Origin of the sequence: Alteribacillus sp. HJP-4, assembly GCF_042139015.1 — a bacterium.
Classification (GTDB): Bacteria; Bacillota; Bacilli; order Bacillales; family Marinococcaceae; genus JBHIKY01.
Genome location: NZ_JBHIKY010000007.1, coordinates 101,706 through 120,107, shown reverse-complemented (window position 1 = coordinate 120,107; position 18,402 = coordinate 101,706). Strand labels below are relative to the sequence as shown.

At 42.1% G+C, this 18,402-nt stretch carries 15 protein-coding genes; 8 read left to right on the top strand and 7 right to left on the bottom strand.

All coding sequences use genetic code 11. The annotated features are described in order from the left end of the window. The first annotated feature begins 132 nt into the window (after positions 1 to 132). The 3 genes from ACE4RR_RS08590 (at position 133) to ACE4RR_RS08580 (ending at position 3,537) form a co-directional block, all read left to right on the top strand. Complete coding sequence (locus ACE4RR_RS08590; RefSeq protein WP_375535005.1) at positions 133 to 1,005, top strand: alpha/beta hydrolase; 873 nt, start codon at positions 133 to 135, stop codon at positions 1,003 to 1,005. Positions 1,006 to 1,227: 222 nt separating this feature from the next. Next, positions 1,228 to 2,439, top strand: a complete 1,212-nt coding sequence (locus ACE4RR_RS08585) for an acyl-CoA dehydrogenase family protein (protein WP_375535004.1) — start codon at positions 1,228 to 1,230, stop codon at positions 2,437 to 2,439. A 363-nt stretch (positions 2,440 to 2,802) separates the two neighbouring features. Next, a complete protein-coding gene (locus tag ACE4RR_RS08580) occupies positions 2,803 to 3,537 on the top strand; it encodes a sulfite exporter TauE/SafE family protein (protein ID WP_375535003.1) in 735 nt (244 codons plus the stop codon). Positions 3,538 to 3,680: 143 nt separating this feature from the next. Here the strand turns inward: ACE4RR_RS08580 and ACE4RR_RS08575 are convergent, their stop codons facing one another. Further along, positions 3,681 to 5,489, bottom strand: coding sequence for an SLC13 family permease (locus ACE4RR_RS08575; RefSeq protein ID WP_375535002.1), 1,809 nt, complete (start codon positions 5,487 to 5,489; stop codon positions 3,681 to 3,683). Positions 5,490 to 5,692: 203 nt separating this feature from the next. On the opposite strand from ACE4RR_RS08575, the gene ACE4RR_RS08570 reads away from it, so the two are divergent. Next, positions 5,693 to 6,757, top strand: coding sequence for an MFS transporter (locus ACE4RR_RS08570; protein WP_375535097.1), 1,065 nt, complete (start codon positions 5,693 to 5,695; stop codon positions 6,755 to 6,757). Between the two features lie 318 nt (positions 6,758 to 7,075). Here ACE4RR_RS08570 and ACE4RR_RS08565 read toward each other — a convergent pair whose 3' ends face one another. Together ACE4RR_RS08565 and ACE4RR_RS08560 are read right to left on the bottom strand one after the other, a co-directional pair. Then, complete coding sequence (locus ACE4RR_RS08565; protein WP_375535001.1) at positions 7,076 to 8,719, bottom strand: N-acetylmuramoyl-L-alanine amidase; 1,644 nt, start codon at positions 8,717 to 8,719, stop codon at positions 7,076 to 7,078. 308 nt (positions 8,720 to 9,027) lie between these two features. Further along, positions 9,028 to 10,470, bottom strand: coding sequence for an alanine/glycine:cation symporter family protein (locus tag ACE4RR_RS08560; RefSeq protein WP_375535000.1), 1,443 nt, complete (start codon positions 10,468 to 10,470; stop codon positions 9,028 to 9,030). Between the two features lie 620 nt (positions 10,471 to 11,090). Between ACE4RR_RS08560 and tlp the strand changes: the two genes are divergently transcribed. After that, on the top strand, positions 11,091 to 11,318 hold the full coding sequence (gene tlp / locus ACE4RR_RS08555) for a small acid-soluble spore protein Tlp (RefSeq protein WP_375534999.1): 228 nt from the start codon (positions 11,091 to 11,093) through the stop codon (positions 11,316 to 11,318). Positions 11,319 to 11,426: 108 nt separating this feature from the next. On the opposite strand, the gene ACE4RR_RS08550 is transcribed toward tlp, so the two are convergent. Beyond that, a complete protein-coding gene (locus ACE4RR_RS08550; RefSeq protein ID WP_375534998.1) occupies positions 11,427 to 12,581 on the bottom strand; it encodes an AI-2E family transporter in 1,155 nt (384 codons plus the stop codon). 446 nt (positions 12,582 to 13,027) lie between these two features. Between ACE4RR_RS08550 and ACE4RR_RS08545 the strand changes: the two genes are divergently transcribed. Beyond that, positions 13,028 to 14,026 (top strand): sodium:calcium antiporter, encoded by a 999-nt coding sequence (locus ACE4RR_RS08545; RefSeq protein WP_375534997.1) that lies wholly within the window; start codon positions 13,028 to 13,030, stop codon positions 14,024 to 14,026. A gap of 182 nt (positions 14,027 to 14,208) precedes the next feature. Here the strand turns inward: ACE4RR_RS08545 and ACE4RR_RS08540 are convergent, their stop codons facing one another. Both ACE4RR_RS08540 and ligD read right to left on the bottom strand, forming a co-directional pair. After that, positions 14,209 to 14,829, bottom strand: a complete 621-nt coding sequence (locus ACE4RR_RS08540; RefSeq protein WP_375534996.1) for a uracil-DNA glycosylase — start codon at positions 14,827 to 14,829, stop codon at positions 14,209 to 14,211. A gap of 44 nt (positions 14,830 to 14,873) precedes the next feature. Continuing rightward, a complete protein-coding gene (ligD, locus tag ACE4RR_RS08535; RefSeq protein WP_375534995.1) occupies positions 14,874 to 16,706 on the bottom strand; it encodes a DNA ligase D in 1,833 nt (610 codons plus the stop codon). Positions 16,707 to 16,794: 88 nt separating this feature from the next. Between ligD and ku the strand changes: the two genes are divergently transcribed. Together ku and ACE4RR_RS08525 are read left to right on the top strand one after the other, a co-directional pair. Beyond that, positions 16,795 to 17,631 (top strand): non-homologous end joining protein Ku, encoded by an 837-nt coding sequence (ku, locus tag ACE4RR_RS08530; RefSeq protein ID WP_375534994.1) that lies wholly within the window; start codon positions 16,795 to 16,797, stop codon positions 17,629 to 17,631. A gap of 85 nt (positions 17,632 to 17,716) precedes the next feature. Next, positions 17,717 to 18,175, top strand: coding sequence for a flavin reductase family protein (locus ACE4RR_RS08525; RefSeq protein WP_375534993.1), 459 nt, complete (start codon positions 17,717 to 17,719; stop codon positions 18,173 to 18,175). Between the two features lie 43 nt (positions 18,176 to 18,218). On the opposite strand, the gene ACE4RR_RS08520 is transcribed toward ACE4RR_RS08525, so the two are convergent. After that, positions 18,219 to 18,395: a hypothetical protein gene (locus tag ACE4RR_RS08520; RefSeq protein WP_375534992.1), complete on the bottom strand. Its 177-nt coding sequence runs from the start codon at positions 18,393 to 18,395 to the stop codon at positions 18,219 to 18,221. Positions 18,396 to 18,402 lie beyond the last annotated feature (7 nt).

Genomic DNA, 18,402 nt, shown 5'->3' with positions numbered 1-18,402 from the left:
GGCGTTTCGGCAATGAAACATACTTTTTTGAAAATAGAGAGGGGCCTATCATCCGAATATTGATTAATTTTTCCAAGAAAGAGGGTATAGGTACTTTTATATGGATCATTCAAAAAAGGAGGATGTTTTTTAATGGCGGATATTGAATTTCAATACGTAAAAACAAATGGAATTACGCTTCATACGGCGGCCGCTGGACCGAATGACGGTCCGCTGGTGGTACTTCTTCATGGATTTCCGGAATTTTGGTACGGATGGAAAACCCAGATGGAATCGTTAGCCAATGATGGCTACCGGGTGCTTGCGCCGGATCAGAGAGGATACAACAAGAGTGATAAACCATCCGGGATTGACAGCTATACGCTTAATCAGCTCCGCGATGATATCACGGGATTAATTGATCTATATCATCGTGATCAAGCGGTTATCATCGGCCATGATTGGGGAGGAGCAGTAGGATGGCACATTGCTGCGACAAGACCTGAATATGTAAAATCCTTTATTCCAGTCAATATTCCACACCCGGCTGTAATGGCCAGAGTTTCAGCTGCTTACCCAGTCCAGTGGATGAAAAGTGCCTATATGGTGTTTTTTCAGCTGCCTGATAAACCCGAACTCGCTTTACGTTCGAATGATTTTCAAGTTCTTGCCCAATTCATGCAAAACACGAGTCAGCCCAACACTTTTTCGGACGAGGATATGGAGAAATATAAAGAGGCGTGGAAACAGCCTCATGCACTTACTGCCATGCTGAACTGGTATCGTGCCATACGTCGGGGTGGTGCAGAAGGCTTCCCGTTTCCGAAGGTGAGAGTGCCAACCCGTCTTATTTGGGGAAAAGACGATTCCTTTTTATCTGTAAAGCTGGCAAAGGAAACATTGAAGATATGCGATGAGGGGGAACTGATTCTCGTAGACGAGGCAACTCACTGGGTTCATCATGAGCATCCGGATATAATGGATAAATTGATAAAAGAATTCTTAGTAGAGAAAATGCCGGTTTAAATAATGATTAAGGTAAAATGGAAATGCCTATTGACATCAGCACAGATCTTTATTAATGTTTAGATTAATCAGATAATTTTTAAACTGTAAATATTCAAAGCTGTCCACCGCCCGGCCAGCTGCTTGAATATTAAAACCAGTTTTCTCGTCTGCGCCTTTTGTGTGCCTGGATGGAAAACTGGTTTTTTTGTTCCTTAATAAAGTAGAAAAGGTGGTATAACAATGAATTTTTCATTTTCAGAAGAACAGGAAATGGTGCGTAAAACGGTAAGGAGTTTTGTCGATAAGGAAATAATGCCAAACATAGGGGAATGGGATGCGGCTGCTCATTTTGAAACATCTATTCTTAAAAAGCTGGCGGATCTCGGATTGATGGGGATCTGCATTCCAGAGCAGTACGGGGGGAGCGGGATGGATTACAACACGCTCGCCATTGTCTGTGAGGAGCTCGAGCGAGGAGATACTGCTTTCCGGACTGCTGTGTCGGTTCACACGGGCCTAAATAGTATGACGCTTTTGCAGTGGGCAACAGAGGGGCAAAAGCAAAAATTTCTCTATCCTCAGGCGAAAGGTGAAAAGGTTGGGGCCTTTGCGTTAACTGAACCGGATGCTGGATCTGATGTTTCTGCTTTGAAGTCGAAAGCAGTCAAAGAAGGAGACCAATATGTTCTGAATGGTTCTAAAACGTGGATTTCTTTATGTGATGCCGCTGATCATTTTCTTGTATTCGCTTACACTGATAAAAGCAAGGGTCACAGCGGTATTTCTGCCTTTATTGTGGAACGGGACAGAGAAGGCTTTTCTTCAAAAGCGATTAAAGGTAAATTAGGCATCCGTGCTGGAAACACCGGGGAGATTTTCTTTGATAATGTAAGACTCCCGAAGGAAAACCTGCTCGGGGAAGAAGGAGAAGGTTTTAAAATCGCTATGTCCGCACTGGACAACGGACGATTCACTGTAGCTGCAGGAGCATGCGGACAGATAATGGCTTGTCTTGAAGCTAGTGTTTCGTATTGTGAAGAACGTAAAACATTTGGCAAAGCGATAGGCAAGCATCAGCTTGTCCAGCAAATGATTGCAAAAATGGAGGCCGGCCTTCAGATGAGCCGCCTGCTCGTGTATAAAGCCGGAGAGTTAAAAAATCAAGGAAAACGCAGTACAAGAGAAACCTCGCTTGCAAAATGGCAGGCTTGTGATTTTGCGAATGAATCAGCGAACGATGCCGTTCAAATTCATGGGGCTTACGGCTACTCCAATGAATATCCGGTAGAGCGATATTTGCGTAACTCCAAGGCTCCTGTAATTTACGAAGGTACACGAGAAATTCATACGATTATGCAGGCACGCTATGTACTTGGCTACAATGAAGATAAACCTCTAAGAAAATCATTGCCATCATGGCCGTTTCAGCAGCAGGAAGAGCCTGCAAAATAAAATTGGTCAGAAGGAAAGGATCAGCGGTTGAACTGCTGATCCTTCTATTCATTTATTGAAACTTTCTGGTAGTGGATAACTTCCGGTGGTCTTTTCCAAAGCGGAGCTGGAATACTGAAAGACTAGGCCGGAAAGCAGGATGCGGACAGGAGATCCGTTATTTAATGCAATTGTTCTATTTATTAGAAGTTGGGGACAAGAGGTACGCTATCTGCCTGAAAGGCGGCTAATTCTTTCACAGCAGCCCCTCGGTTCTGTTTTTCTCCAGTAAGTATTGCTTTATGAACTCTCGTTCGTGCTTTTTATTTTCGTCTTTGCGATAATAGAATAAGTGTTTTTAACTTGAGCAGGAAAGGTTCCAGAATGATGTATGCAGAGATTATATTTATTTTCGTTGTATTATTCATAGGAAGCTTTATGCAGGGAGCCAGCGGGTTCGGCTTTGGATTATTCGCAATGAGTTTTCTTCCATTTATTTTCACACTCAAAGACAGCGCACTGCTCGTCATAGTCTTGTCGCTAATTACAGCTGCCAGCATTCTTGTGAAGTTAATGAAATACATAGAATGGAAAGGTTTAATTTATATTTTAAGTGCTGCTTTAACAGGCAGAGTGGCAGCTTTTTTTGTTCTTCATAATTTTGGAGAAATGGATGCTTTAAAACGTATGCTCGGCTTTGTTCTTCTGGGGATGGTTGTATATATATTTAAAAAAAAGAAACCGCTGAAAAGCAGTGCCATTCCTCCTGTACTGCCACTTTCGCTTGGTTTTTTAGGCGGCTTTATCGGGGGAGTGTTTGTTGTCGGCGGTCCGTTTTTTGTTTTTTATTTTCTGCTTGCCTTCCAGGATAAATACGCTTATACTGCAAATCTTCAGGCCGTGTTTGCAGTCACCAGTGTTTTAACCGTAATAATGCATTGGGTCAGCGGAGATTTTTCAGCTTCGTTTCCTCTGTACTTTCTAATTGGTATGATTAGTGTTTTGATCGGCACACGTATAGGAATGCGCTGGATGGGAAAAATCTCTCAGGATCAGGTGCGAAAGCTTGCTGGTGTAATAGTAGCTGCTTCTGCAATCAATATCATCGTTTTCACCTAAAAAAGAGGGTCAGCCGCCAGCACTGCAACTGGTGCAGCGCGGAGGCCGCGTGCATGAAACTAGTGAGACAAAAGTATATTATATATTGCACAATCCAGACGATTCTACTGAATCAGTCTGGATTGTTTCTTGCATTTGAGTTTTTATATCCAGAATAGGTTGAGCATAGCAATGGTGGTAACCATCACAATAATACTGAGCGGCAGGCCGACTTTAATATAATCCGTAAAGCGATACCCGCCGGGGCCGTAGACGATCAGATTTGTTTGATAACCGATTGGTGATAAGAAGCTTGCGGATGCCGCAATTGTGATCAAAATGATCATGGCCAGCGGCTCAAGTCCTGTATGATTAGCAGTTTCCACGGCTATTGGAAACATAAGAACAGCAGCTGCGTTGTTCGTCATAACTTCTGTAAATAAGCTGGTCAGCAGGTACATAAGCACGAGAATTCCCAGCATTCCGAGCGGGTCAGCGACATCAATAAGGTGGTCTGCTATCCATTCGGCTGTGCCCGTTTTAAACATAGCTTCTCCAATACCAAAAGCACTGGCAATCAGGAGAAGAACATTGAACTGAATGCTGTTTTTTGCTTCGTCTGCAGAAATTATCTTAAAGATTAAATAGAGCAGAACAGTCATACTCATGGCCTTGAACATAGACAATACATCGAAACTTACAAGGCCGATCATAGCTGCCAATGTACCGATCGCAAGCCACGCCTTTTTGTCTCCAAGTCTGTTAAGGAGTGGGTGGTCTTCTTTTTTATATGGGGTAACGATATAAAAATCATTCGATGCTGCTGCACGGTCAGTAAAGTCCACACCAGCCAGCAGCAGTAAAGTATCTCCCGGCTTCAGAACAATATCACCGATCTTGCTGTGTATTCTCTCTTTGTTACGATGGACAGCAATAACACCCGCATCAAATTTAGAACGAAAATGAGTTTCTTTAAGACGGCGGTATAAAAGGGATGACTGATGAGAAACAACAACTTCTACCAGCTGTCCTCCGTTTCCATTTTTCAGTTTATCGAGGGAAACTTCAGATCCTGTTCTAAGCTGCAGGCCTTTTCGATTTTGCAGGTCAGCGATTTTGCTGATCAAGCCTGTGAAAATCAAGCGGTCATTCACTTTAATCTTTGTTGTATTTTTAACCGGAAAAATTCGTTCTTTCTTTCTAATAATACCAACAAGATATAAGCCTTCTAGATTTCGAAGGCCGGCTTCTTCAACAGAGAGCCCGACATAAGGGTTATCGAGAAATGGATAATTATCGTGAACCAGAATTTCGATTAAATATTCTCTGCTTTGTTCTTCTATCGTTTCTGTCATGCCTTTGTAGTCAGGCAGTATTTTCTGGCCGATCGTCACTAAATAAATAATCCCCAGAATACTTGCCGGCAGGCTGACAAGACCTAATGTGAAAAGAGAGTAACCATCCATGCCGCGGTCGAGCATCAAACCATGAATAACCAGGTTAGTGGAGGTTCCCATCAATGTTAATATTCCTCCTAGAATGGATGCATAAGATAATGGGATTAAAAATTTAGAAGGAGAAATCTTATGTTTTGTACACCATTCTTTTACGATGGGAGTAAGTGTGACTACGATCGGTGTATTGTTTAAAAATGCGGAAACCCCGGAAACAGGGATCAGTAATTTAAATAGCGATCGTATTCCGCTGGCTTTTGGAGTGCCAAGCATTCTTGATAAAGCCTGGTTCACGACGCCGCTTTTTTGAATCGCCCCGGCAATAATAAATAAAAGGGCGACCGTCATCATTCCTTCATTCGAAAATCCGGAGAGAGCCTCTTGTGGAGTGAGAATGCCGGACATTAAAAAAATTACTAATGCAACAAATACGATAATGTCCGCCCGGGCGATCTCTTTAACCAGAGCAAACATCATCAGCAGGACGACAAATAATACAAATCCCATCTCCCACGTCAATATTCAGGGCCTCCCTTCAAAATAATAAGTATATAAAACACTAAGAATATGATTGAATTATACATTAGGCAATCTAAAAAGTATAAACACAATCATATTCATACATTTCTTATTTGTCAAGTCGGAATTAAACTTGAAGCTATTGCAATTTTGTTGTGGAAATCAAAATTATATTGTATGCTGTTCTATGCTTTGTATTTGGAATAAGGAGGAAATTTAGTGGATACCGCAGATACACCATCCTTTTTAAATTTATTATGTTTGCACCAGCTCTCGGGCCGACCCTTTCCGGATTAATAGTGGATGGCTTGACGTGGCGCTGGCTCTTCTTTATAGTCATTCCATTTGCCATCTTTTCAATTGTGTTTGCTGCAATATATTTAAAAAATGTTTCTGAGGTCACTCGTCCGAAGGTAGATGTGCTCTCCATTTTACTTTCTACTATTGGATTTGGCGGTATTGTTTTCGGTTTCAGCAGCGCGGGAGAAAGTGCAGAAGGCTGGAGTAGTCCTGCGGTTTATATCACCTTGGCTTTAGGGTTTTTATCTCTTGCTTTGTTTGTATGGAGACAGTTGAGAGTTGAGGAACCAATGCTTGATCTTCGTGCATTCCTGTCCCCAATGTTCACGTTAACAACCATTCTGCTTGTGATTATGATGATGAGCCTGTTTTCTACAATGATCATTCTGCCATTATTTTTACAGGGGGCTTTGGCATTAAGTGCATATGCTGCAGGGCTTGCCTTATTGCCAGGGGGTATCTTAAACGGTATGATGTCTCCAATAGCAGGGAGATTGTTTGACCGCTTTGGGCCGCGTATGCTGGTTATACCAGGGACCGCAATTCTGGTTTTTGTTATGTGGATGTTTACAAACGTTTCCTCAACTACTTCGACGATTACGTTTATTGTGCTTCATTCCATACTAATGATTGGCATTTCTCTCGTAATGATGCCAGGCCAGACCAATGGGTTAAACCAGCTGCCGAGAAAGTATTATCCACACGGAACCGCAATATTAAACACGCTGCAGCAAGTGGCGGGAGCTATTGGAGTCGCCCTGTTTATCAGCATAATGTCCGCCGGCCAGGCAGGGTATCTAAGGGGACTCGAAAACCCTGAGAATCCGGTGAATCAGGCTGAAGCTTTAACTGCCGGTGTCCAGAGCGCATTTACAGGTGGTCTCGTTTTTGCTATTGCTGCGTTTATCTTATCCTTGTTTATAAAAAAATCAGTATCGCCAGATGATGCCTTTCAGCATTCCTCCTGAAATAAAGGAGTATTCATAAGGATTCTTCGTCTCAGCTTAGACTAGCGAAGGGAAAATCTCCTCATACCAATAGTAAAGAGGGGCTGTAGCAAAAGCCCCTTTTTATAGAAAAAGTAGTAACCTAAATAGAAGATAGCAGGGGACAAGTCCGAAGACTCCAGTGGGAAGAGCAGCGGCTGAAGATCCGCCGGGCGCGGGTTTCGCCCGGTTAGCTGAAGCGCTGCCCACGGAAAGCGAAGGACTTGTCCCCTGCTTTTTTTTACCATGCAAAAAGGGGCGAGTATAATTTATGATACAGCCCCGTCTTATCAATGATGATCAGTCGTAAAAATTCACGATCCCATCATACACAGCATTCGCTGCTTGAGCCTCATAACCTGGTGCACTCATTTTGGAGGCGTCTTCGGCATTGGTCATAAAACCTAGTTCAATTAAGGAGCTTGACATCGTCGTATTTTTTATTACTAAAAATTCAGCTTCCGCTGTACGGCGGTCGTTCATACTCGTCTGAGCTGTTAATTCTTCCTGGATGGATTCAGCCAGGGCATAGCTTTCCTCGGGGCTGTTATCGTTGTTGTAGTAAGTTTCTGCTCCTTCAGCCGCAGGTGCGGCTGCGTTTGCATGAATACTAACGTATGAATCAGCGTCCGCATCTTCAGCAATCGAGACTCGTTCGTCCAATGATAAAAATGAATCATCCTCGCGCGTCATTACTACATCTACACCATCTTCTTCAAGCAGATCCTCTACCTCCAGGGCAACTCCGAGATTGAGCTCTTTTTCCACGAGGCCGTTAGCTTCTGCCCCCGAATCACTTGCCCCGTGTCCTGCATCAATTACAATCGTCTTATCAGACAAGGAGCTTTCCCCGGGGTCATTTTCTGACAGGTAATAACTGTGGACATACCCCGAATGATTGTCGCCGTAATTTATTTTTACCCAGTCTTCATTACTGCGTTCGTGGATGGTAACCATGTCTCCGCTGTTAAGAAGATCTAACGATTCACTATCTGGATCAGGCTGGTCACGTACATTTAAACCATCGGTAGTCACCTGGGCCTCCGCAAGAACTTCATCTGAAGCAGGAGTCTCTGTATCAACATCTTCTGCTTTTATGACATAATCCTGGTGAACATAGGCCTGCTGCCCTTCATACTTTATTTCCAGCCAGTCGCCTTCCGTATCGTAAACATCAATCATGCTTCCACCCGGCAAAGATCCAATACCTGTGTATTGTGTTCCAGGGCCGTTTCTGACATTCAAGTTTGGTTCTGTAGAAACCTCTCCTTCATACAGAACGCTCTTAGAATCCTGCGCATCGTTATTATCATTATGTAAGCGCAGATTTTCATTCATCGCTCTTGCAAGATAAGCAGAAATTTCAGATCTTGAGGCGGGTTGGTTTGGGGAAAATTCACTTTCCTCTTCGATAATTCCGTGATCAACCAAGGTTGCTATGTATCCACTTGCCCAATGATCTGAAGAAATATCAGTGAATGAAACTGAGGTATTATTACTTTCAGATTCTTCACCAAAAAATGCTCTGGAAATAGTCGCTGCCACATGAGCTTTACCCATGCTGTTGTTGGGCTGGAACGTTCCGTCATTTTTTCCGGTAAAAACCCCGAGGTCTGCAGCATGCTCAATATAATCATATGCCCAAAAAGATGAGGACACATCTGGGAAGGTAGCTGCAGCTGGTTTAGGAATTTCATTAGAGAGTGCATTCGACATCATTTTAGCTGTGTGCGCTCTCGAAACATTGTCTCCAGGTCCATACGATCCATCCTCACGTCCGCTGACAATTTCTTGTTCAGTCAAATACTGAATCTCTTCGTCTGCCCAATGATCAGACCCTACATCTGAAAAAGGGCCGGCCGCCTGAGCTGGAGATGAAAAAATCGGAAGTGAAAAAACAGCAGCTGCGGCAGATAGCGTCATATAATGTTTCGTTTTTCTCAAGTGACATAATCCTCCTTTATTAGAGATAATTAGACGATATTCTACAAAAATTGCTGTCTGTTTTTAAGGGTACCATGAACAAAATGAGGAAACTAGAAGTAAGAAAGATTCATTTTTGCAGATTAGTTAAAAATTATTTCAAACAAATTATTGAAATATAGTAAGAGAAAAGATACATATAAAAAGCCGTTTTTAGTATAAAGGAGTATGCAGAAGATAGAGCATACTTCTTATACAAAAACGGCTTTGTAATTATTTTTCAGGAAAAAAATCTAATTCAAACTTTTGTTGGAAAATTAGTAAAAAAATTATTCATCTTTGGATGGCTGCTTCTTTTCTTTTGGTTTATTTTCCCAGGATTCTATATTTTTTAAGCCAGGAATACTATCTTTATAAAATACAGGGTCCAATCCCAGCTTACGTTGGCGCTGATAATCGTCGAGTGCTGCAAGAGCGACTTTCGTAAGCATGGCTATTGCCACTAAGTTCACAAGAGCCATCGACCCCATAAAAACGTCTGCAAGGCTCCAGATCAGTTCCAGTTCAGCCATAGCACCGACCATGACCATAATTAAGAATGCTACTCGGAAAATTTGAATATATACGGGGTTGGTAGAAATGAATTCGATATTTGATTCACCGTAGTAATAATTCCCGAGCAATGAACTGAATGCAAAAAAGAAAATCGCAAAAGAAGCAAAGGTCTGCGCCCACCCGCCTAAATGAGTTTCAAGTGCAAGCTGAGTCAGCTGAATACCTTCCATATCTCCAACTGTATAGACATCGGCAAGTATGATAATAAAAGCAGTAGAGCTGCAAATAATTAAAGTATCTGTAAACACACCTAAGGTTTGAACAAGTCCCTGTTTAACCGGATGACTGACAGAGGCGGTTGCTGCAGCGTTAGGTGCACTCCCCATACCGGCTTCGTTGGAAAAGAGCCCACGCTGTATTCCATTCATAATTATAGCCCCGAGCGTTCCGCCGGCTACCTCTTGAATGCCTAAGGCGTTTGTAATGATTAAGGAGAAGACCTCCGGTAAAACTTCTATATTGATCATCATAATGATAAACGCAATGATGATATATAAAACTGCAAATACAGGTACAACTATTTCAGCCACCACAGCAATTCTGCGGATGCCGCCGTAAATAATAAAACCGATCATTACCGCGATAATTGCGCCGTTGACCCAGGTTGGAATCTGATAGGCCCCGTTGAAAGCAAGCGAAATCGTATTCGTCTGGACTGCATTAAAGATTAAACCGAAGGAAAGGGTTATTAGGACGGCAAAAAGAATGCCCATCCAGCGCATCCCCAGCGCTTTCTCCATAAAGTAGGCGGGTCCGCCGCGGAATCCGTCTTTATCCTTTACTTTATACATTTGTGCCAGTGTACTTTCTACAAAGCCGGTCGCAGCACCGAGGAGGGCAATTAACCACATCCAAAATATAGCACCAGGCCCGCCCGCCGTGATTGCGATAGCTACCCCGGCAAGATTCCCGGTTCCTACTCTCGCGGCCGTACTAATAGCAAATGCCTGAAAAGGCGTAGTACCTTTCCTTTCATTAAAATCAGATCGGTCTGTGCCCTTGACGAGCAGCTTCACCATCTCTCCAAGTAGTCGGAATTGTACAAATTTTGTGCGGATGGTGAAGAAGAGTCCGAGTCCTAACAGCATACCAATGAGAAGGTACGTCCATAAAACATTATTCGCTGAATCAACAAGAGTACCAAACCAAGTATCCAAAACATCACCCCTATGTAATAAATATTCGTGATTCGAATCAATTTCATAAGTAAGTTTCTGAAAATAACACACGAACATGTTGATTGTAACATAAGGCTTCTAGAAGCAAGGTCTGCTGGAAGCCTCCCCCTGTTCTCCGGACGCTGGTTCCGCTATTTCCTCCAAACAGCACCGTTTTAAGACGCTGCCGGACATGGGTTCCGTTATCGGCTGAAAAAGAAGCCAAATTCTCTGTCATTCAGGCAAATAGCGTACCTGATGTCCTCCAGCCATTCAAAAAGTGAGAAATTGGTTCAAATAACGGAACTCCTGTCCGCATCACCATTCGATATAATTGTCCCCCCCTTTAAAAATTCAGAAGCGGAAGGTGGTCACTCCAGGTCGATGAAAACCGGCCATGTCCTGGGACCAGCATCGGTACCAGCACGTCTGGTACAAGTTTGAGGTAATGCCCGGGGAAGCTTAGATCAGTCCAACGGGAAGCGTTCGACTGAAGCGAAAAACCAATGGCAGAAAAAAATTATATGTTCATGTTCGTATCAGACTTATGAAATTCATTCAATTAATATTTCCCTCAATTTAGGTGAAACTAACATGAAATTACAAAGGAGGATGAAAACATGGCTAAACCAGATGATCGTTCGGACAATCCTGAAAAGCTCGAGAGAATGATCGGGCATACGATGCAGAATATGAATGAAGCAAAGGATTTTGTGAAAGCTCATGCAGAGGAAATGAATGAAGAGGAAATTCAAGAGATAGAAGAGAAAAATGAACGCAGAGCGAGAAGTATAGAAGGGTATCGTGAAGAAATAAAAGATGAAACGCAGGACAGCAGGGACAGTTAAGTAAAAGGAAACCGCCGGAGCAGAAACACCGGCGGTTACTTTTATGCTTTTCATGAATAAGCATGCTGAGCAGATTTTCGCAGAAACAGCAGAACCAGACTGAAATGCTTATTGGTCAATTTCATATTTGTCACGACTTTCTGCAAATGAATTAAAGCGCCTTTTGAAGAGGTAAAACAAATGGCTGAAAATTACTTTCAACATGGCATAGCCTGGAATGGCTAAAATGATCCCTATCACGCCGAATAAATGTCCTGCAGTCAACAGGATAAATATAATTGTGACAGGATGAATGTGGAGCCGTTTACCCATAATTTGAGGAGAGATAAACTTTCCTTCTAACAGCTGTACGACAGTCCAAACAATGATAAGTTTAAACAGCATAAATGGTGATGTAACAATTGCAATGATCAGTGCCGGTGTTATGGCAATAGCCGGCCCAAGATACGGAACGATGCTAGTGACACTTGCGATGGAAGCGAGCAGCAGCGCATAGTCAAGTCCAATAATGAGAAATCCAATATACATCATCACACCGATACAAAGACTAACCAGAATCTGTCCTTGAATATATGCCCCGAGCTGATGATCAATTCCGTAAAACACGGTTCTTAAGTCATCGCGGATTCGAGGTGGAAAAAGTGTAACGATTCGTTCTGGAAACTTATTACCGTCTTTAAGTAAATAAAACAAAATAAAAGGAAGAGTAACAATTGCAATAATAACGCTTGTCAGCTGTGAAATAAAGCTTGTAACTCCTTCTAAGGTGCGTCCGCCATATTCGGCAATGTTTGCCGGAATATCCTGTGTTATACCAGTAAGATCAGAAGATAGATCTTCATAGTAGCTTGCAAACATGGAGTTTTTCAGCCATTGATCAAGGCTGTTTCCCATCTGCGTAAGATAGTCCGGGAATTCCTCCGCCAGGTCGACAAACTGCCTTTCTAAAAAGGGAATAATTAAGAAAATTAATAAGGTAATTAAACCAGCAACGACAAGAAACATAATAAAGATGGAAACGACTCTGTTGATTCCTATTTTAACGAGAAGATAGACAAAGGGACTTAGTAGGTAATATGCGATCACAGAAAGGATTACAGGTAAAGCAATAGTTTCAATCAATACCACAAAAGGGTGAAAGAGAAATGAAACGTGAGTGTACACTAATATATTTAAACCCAGTAATAAAACAACACCAAGAAGAAAATAGAGATTTCTTCCGCCAAAAAAACGCATAAGAGAAGATGTCTCCCAACGAAACATATACAATTTCCTTTCTTTGTGAACGAATTTCATAAGTGGATGCGGACAACAGATACGTTATTTTATCAAATTTTCCACATTTTGAATTGGCGGACAGGAGTTCCGTTATTTACCTGAATGCTAGAATGGAACCCATGTCCGGCAGCGTCTTAATACGGTGTTGTTTGGAGAAAATAGCGGAACGAGCGTCCGGAGAACCAACGGCGGTTTGCGGATCGGGAATCCTTATGCCGCCCCCCGACAGGTTCGTGTGTTATTTTTAGAAAAGCACTTATGAAATAGATACTTTTCTTTAAGAAAAATATTTCTGCTATATATATTATCATAATATATATGAAAGCTTTGTTACGAAAGCATGTGAAAATAAAAAAATACGAAAGGCAGGTTTGCCTGCTTTAAAGGAGGGAAGAAGTGGGGGGATGCAGAGATATGAAAGGAGTATGTAATTGGCACTAATATCCATATCCATCTTTATAGCTGCTGCTATTATATCTGTTTTTGCAGCGATAAAACTATCAAAATATGCTGATATTATAAGTAAAGAAACAAAAATGGGAGGCATGCTTGCGGGAATGCTTTTACTCGCTGTCGCTACCTCTCTCCCTGAACTGACCGCCTCGATTTCTGCAGGTGTGATCGGCAGTCCGGATATTGCTATCGGTAATGGGGTCGGAAGCATTCTGTTTAACATATTTGTACTGTTTTTATTTGATATTCATTTCAGACAGAAACGATTATTTTTAGGAGTGTCGTCGAATCATATTTATACCGGTGTTATAGCTCTGCTTTTATGTGTAATTATTGGATTTGCACTGCTTGTCAGGTCTGGGCCGGATTTTTTAGGAGTAAGCTTGACAAGTTTTGTAATTGTAATTATTTATATTACTGGTCTCACGATTGTGTCCCGAAAACAGCACTTAGAAATGGAAGAGCAGGAACCAGTTCAATTCTCAAGAAAGAAATCTGTAACTAATCTATCATTAAAGACTTTAGCTTGGCGATTTTTAATTTTTGCATTTGTAATATTTATATCTGGAAGCGCCCTTACTGTTTCCGGGGATATGTTGGCAGAATCCACCGGAATCAGCGCAACAGCAGTCGGAAGCTTCCTGATTGCCCTTGCGACCTCTCTTCCGGATGCTGTCGGAGTGTATGTTGCGTTGAAAGTAGCCAATATAAATCTGGCGGTCGGGACGATTCTTGGAAGCAATCTGTTTAATGTGGCAAGTATTTCGACTGCAGATGTTTTTTACCGGAGTGGTAGTATATGGGAAGATGCTGGACCACAGAATGTCGTTACGGCAGCTGCGGCCTTTTCATTAACAGCTTCCGTGATGTTGATCTTAAATAGAAAGAAAAGCCGCACTACGATAACGTATTTAATGCCGTCCCTTACTGCTGTTGCGATTTATATTGGTTATGGTGTCTATATTTTCATTTTCTAAAACTGGCAGTGTTATTTCAGTACCAACGAAATAACGCTGTTTTTTTGCTTGAAATTTGAAACTGGATGGAGAGGTGATTCGTTACGTACAGAGACTAATTTATGAAGGAGAAAATTTACTGGGGATTGCCTGACTATTCTTATGCTCAGCTAATATCAAAAACATTTCTGAAGGAGCCTTGATCATCTGATCAGCTCCTTCAGCTTATCGAGATGGCTGTAAATGATTGATTCGAGACTCCGATTATATAACACTGCTGCGGGGTGGTAGATAGGGAAAATTGTATAGTGTTGAGCCGTGAACTCGTATCGATTAGTTTTCTCATCAGTCATCTTCAAAATTGGCGAATCTATTTGTTTTCCAGTGACCTCCGCCATTTTTTCTTGTTTTCCAAGCAATCTTGAAAATGCGACTTTGCCCATAGGAGCTATTATTTTCGGGACCGTGTATTGAATTTCGAAATCCAGCAAGGGGGCGTGAGCAGCTGTTTCTTTTTTTGTTGGGGTACGATTATACTTCCGCGGCTCTTTATTTACTCGTTCTTTCCATTGAAATGGCCTGCTGCGTACGGCACTTGTGATATACACATCCTTTCTCTCATACCCGAGATAATGAAGAAATTGAATAAATTCTTTTCCAGCCATTCCGCTGAAAGGGATGCCATTTTGAATTTCAGTTTCTCCCGGTGCTTCTCCTACAAACATTACAGGAGGGTTGATCGGTCCTTGACCAAAAACGAAGCCTTCACAATCAAAAGGCTCCATACGTTTCTTGCATGTATTTACGAGCTCTTCAGGAAACATCTTCTGACCTCACTTTCCCCGTTATCTCTAACCCTTTCCCACTATTACCCTGGTTCACTCTGCTTTTTTATCATATCTAGTAATCCTTGCATATTCTGATGTTTCCTTGCATGAAACATTGACTGGAGTGGGCATCCTTTTGTCTCCAGACGTTTGATGACGTAATCCATCGTAAATATTGTCCGGTCTAAATCTTCTGAGACTTCCTCCCAAAATAGAGGGCAGGCGACCAGCCCCTCATTCGTCCCCCGAACGGCATATGGGGCGATTATCGTCTTTCCTTTTGCATGCTGGGGAACATCTACATACATCCTGCCTTTTCGCTTTTTCTTTAAACGCTCCATTGTGAATAAATCAGGGAAGGTGGAGGTTAAATAAAGGCCGAATGCGGCAGTTACTGGTTTTATCTCCTTCCATGTATAGGTGTCAGCGGGGAGCGGCAGATAAAATTGAAGACCTTTATTGCCTGAAAATTTAACGAAGGTTTCAAGGTGAAAGCTGTCACAAAGCTCTTTAAGCTGTAAAGCTGCCTTGGCTGCCAGGAAAAATTTAGAGGTCTCTGGAGGGTCAAGGTCCAGCACTATGTCCTCTACAAATGGAGAATCGATCGTCTCAAAGGGTATATGCCATTCGAGCGCAAGCTGATTAGCCAGCCAGAGCAGGGTATGAGTGTGATTGCATACTATAAAGCGGATGTCATCTTCTTGGTGTGTGTCTACAAAATCCGGGGCATAATCAGGACATTCCTTTTGGTAAAAACCATCTTCAAAGCTGCCGTGCGGGAAACGTACCAGAGTTAATAAGTGCTGTTTTAAATGTGGCAGAGCGTAGGGAGCAGCCAGGCGCACATATGACAAATAAGTAAGCTTAGTGATATCCGGTTTTTTCCAAAGGAGTTTATCAGGACTCGTAATGTCTACTTCCTCCGGCCACTTTAAGTCAGCAATCTCAAAAGTCTCTGCGGTGCAGTCAGCCGGGCTGCTTTGTAATTGAAAGCCGGCAAAGCGTGGTTCACGTAAATCACCCGCTGTACGGGTAGTATAGGCAGCAGTGATAACGAGCGTTGGTTCCATAATATATAGTTTTTGATAGTTGTCCCAGGTACCATTGTTTTTAATCATATGAGTTAACGTCTTTTTTTCTTCCTTTGAAAAGCCATGAGCCATCTTTCCGGCAGCATTCACCTCACTACCCTGATAATAACCGAGGTGAAAATAATCATTAGACGGATCATAGGCAGTAAGAAAACAATTTGCCATGCTTGGATACTTCACTTTTATCCAATTATTGGTTTTTCCAGAATTATATTGGGACTGGGTTCGTTTCGCGATAACTCCTTCACTGCGGCATTGAAGCTGCAGTTCGAGGATATCCTCAATATTTTTGTAAAAAGGCACAAACATGATTGAGTTCATATTGGTTACAGCTGGCCGGAGAGGGAGTTGATGACCTTCCATAAATAGTTTCAACAGCTGCTTGCGCTTAATTAAAGTTTGTGAAAATTGTGGTTTGTTCTTCAGCATTACTACGTCAAATGCTAAATAGGCGGCAGGGCGCTTTGCTGCCTGTTCATTGATCTTCGTTCTGCTGCGAAGCCGGTGTCTGCTTTGCAGGGCATAAAAGTCAGCCTTCCCTTCGTTATTTAGAATAGCAAGTTCCCCATCCAGCTCGAATGCCTCAGATGATGTACAAAACTTTTTGCAGCTGCTCCATATTTCCGGAAACAGCCATAGAATATCCTTGCCGTTTTTCGTTACAAGTTCTGCCGATTCGCCATCCCACCTCAGCTTTGCCCTGTAGCCATCATATTTAATCTCATAAATCCATCCTGCTATATCCGGAAGAAAATTGGATCTTTCAGGTTTCATGAAATCCATAGTCGTCCCCTCCTGAATTCTTTTCATAAGTAGTATGAATGAGGAACAAGGTGAACATGCACACTATTACAAAAAGGAGGGTATCTCCATGCACACGATGTGGAAAGGCAGTATCCAATTTGGTCTTGTCAGTATTCCAATAAAAATGCATGCGGCTACAGAAGATAAAGATGTTTCCTTTCGATCTCTTCATGCAAAATGTCATTCCCCTATAAAATACGAAAAAGTCTGTCCAGTCTGCGGAGAAGAGGTAGATAAAGAAGAACTTGTAAAAGGGTATGAAACAACTGCAGGGCAGTTTATTATTATGGAAGAGGAAGAATTGAAAAGTATACGCTCACAGTCACAAGACAGGGCTGTAGAAATTCTTGATTTTATTAATATTGACGAAATTGATCCGATCTATTTTAACCGCAGTTATTACCTCGGTCCGAATGAAGGCGGCACAAAAGCTTACGCCCTGCTGAGACAGGCGCTGAATGATACGAGAAAAGCAGGTATTGCAAAAATTTTGATTCGATCCAAAGAACAGCTTGCCGTGATCCGAGTGTTCGAAAATACGCTGCTGATGGAAACGCTGCATTTTCCTGATGAAATTAGAGCAGCTGCTGATGTACCCAACGTTCCCAGCGAAGAAAATATTGTGAAAAAAGAGCTCGATACTGCTAAAATGTTAATTGAACAGCTTAGTGAAGAATTTCAGCCGGCTAAGTATGAGGACGAATATCGGAAGAAACTATTAGATCTTATCGAAGCAAAGAAAAATGGAGAAGAAGTGACGTCTCCAGAAGGGCCGCCTAAGAAGGACAATGTAACGGACCTAATGGAAGCACTGCAGGCATCAGTGGATCGAAATAAAAAGAAAACCACAAAGAAAACGACAAAAAAACGGAAAACTGCACCGAAAACGAAAGTCACCTCATAGAAGAGGTTTACAATGTTGATTCTTCCTTAAAACCAATGTAGTGTAAAAAGCAGGAAAGTGAAATTGGTTGAGGAGGGTTTCAAGCATGGATGATCGTTTATTTAAGTCAGCGATGGGTAAATTTGCCACTGGGATAACGGTGGTGACGACCGAATCAGATGGAGAAGTACATGGAATGACGGCAAATGCTTTTATGTCCGTCTCACTTGATCCAAAGTTGGTGTTAATTTCTGTCGCGAAAAAAGCAAAAACTCATGGTTATATTGAACAAGCCGGAAAATTTGCTGTAAGCATTCTAAAAGATGATCAGGAACAGCTTTCACAATATTTTGCAAAACAGATAGGTAAAGACGTAGATGTGAAATTTGAACGCTTTGAGAATCAGTCTGTGATTGAAGGCGCCCTGGTGAATATTGCCTGCAACGTCTATGATTCTCATGAAGCAGGAGATCACACGTTGTTTATCGGAGAGGTTATCAATCTGCAGGTGCAGGATGAAAACCCGCTTCTTTATTTTGAAGGAAAGTACAGGGAATTTAAATAATGTAAGATAAAAAAGCTTTGCGGCAAAAGCCGCAAAGCTTTAATTATTCAAGTGTGCGCTTATTTTCATCTGTGTCAAACGGTTTGTCCGGCTCCGGAGAATCTCCTTTATTAAATATGCCGTCTCCGCCACAGACGCTGCATGAATATCTCCATTGCTCATCATCCATTAGAAGACCGGTACCATCGCAAGCTTTACATTCATTTTCTCTTGGATTCATTGATAAC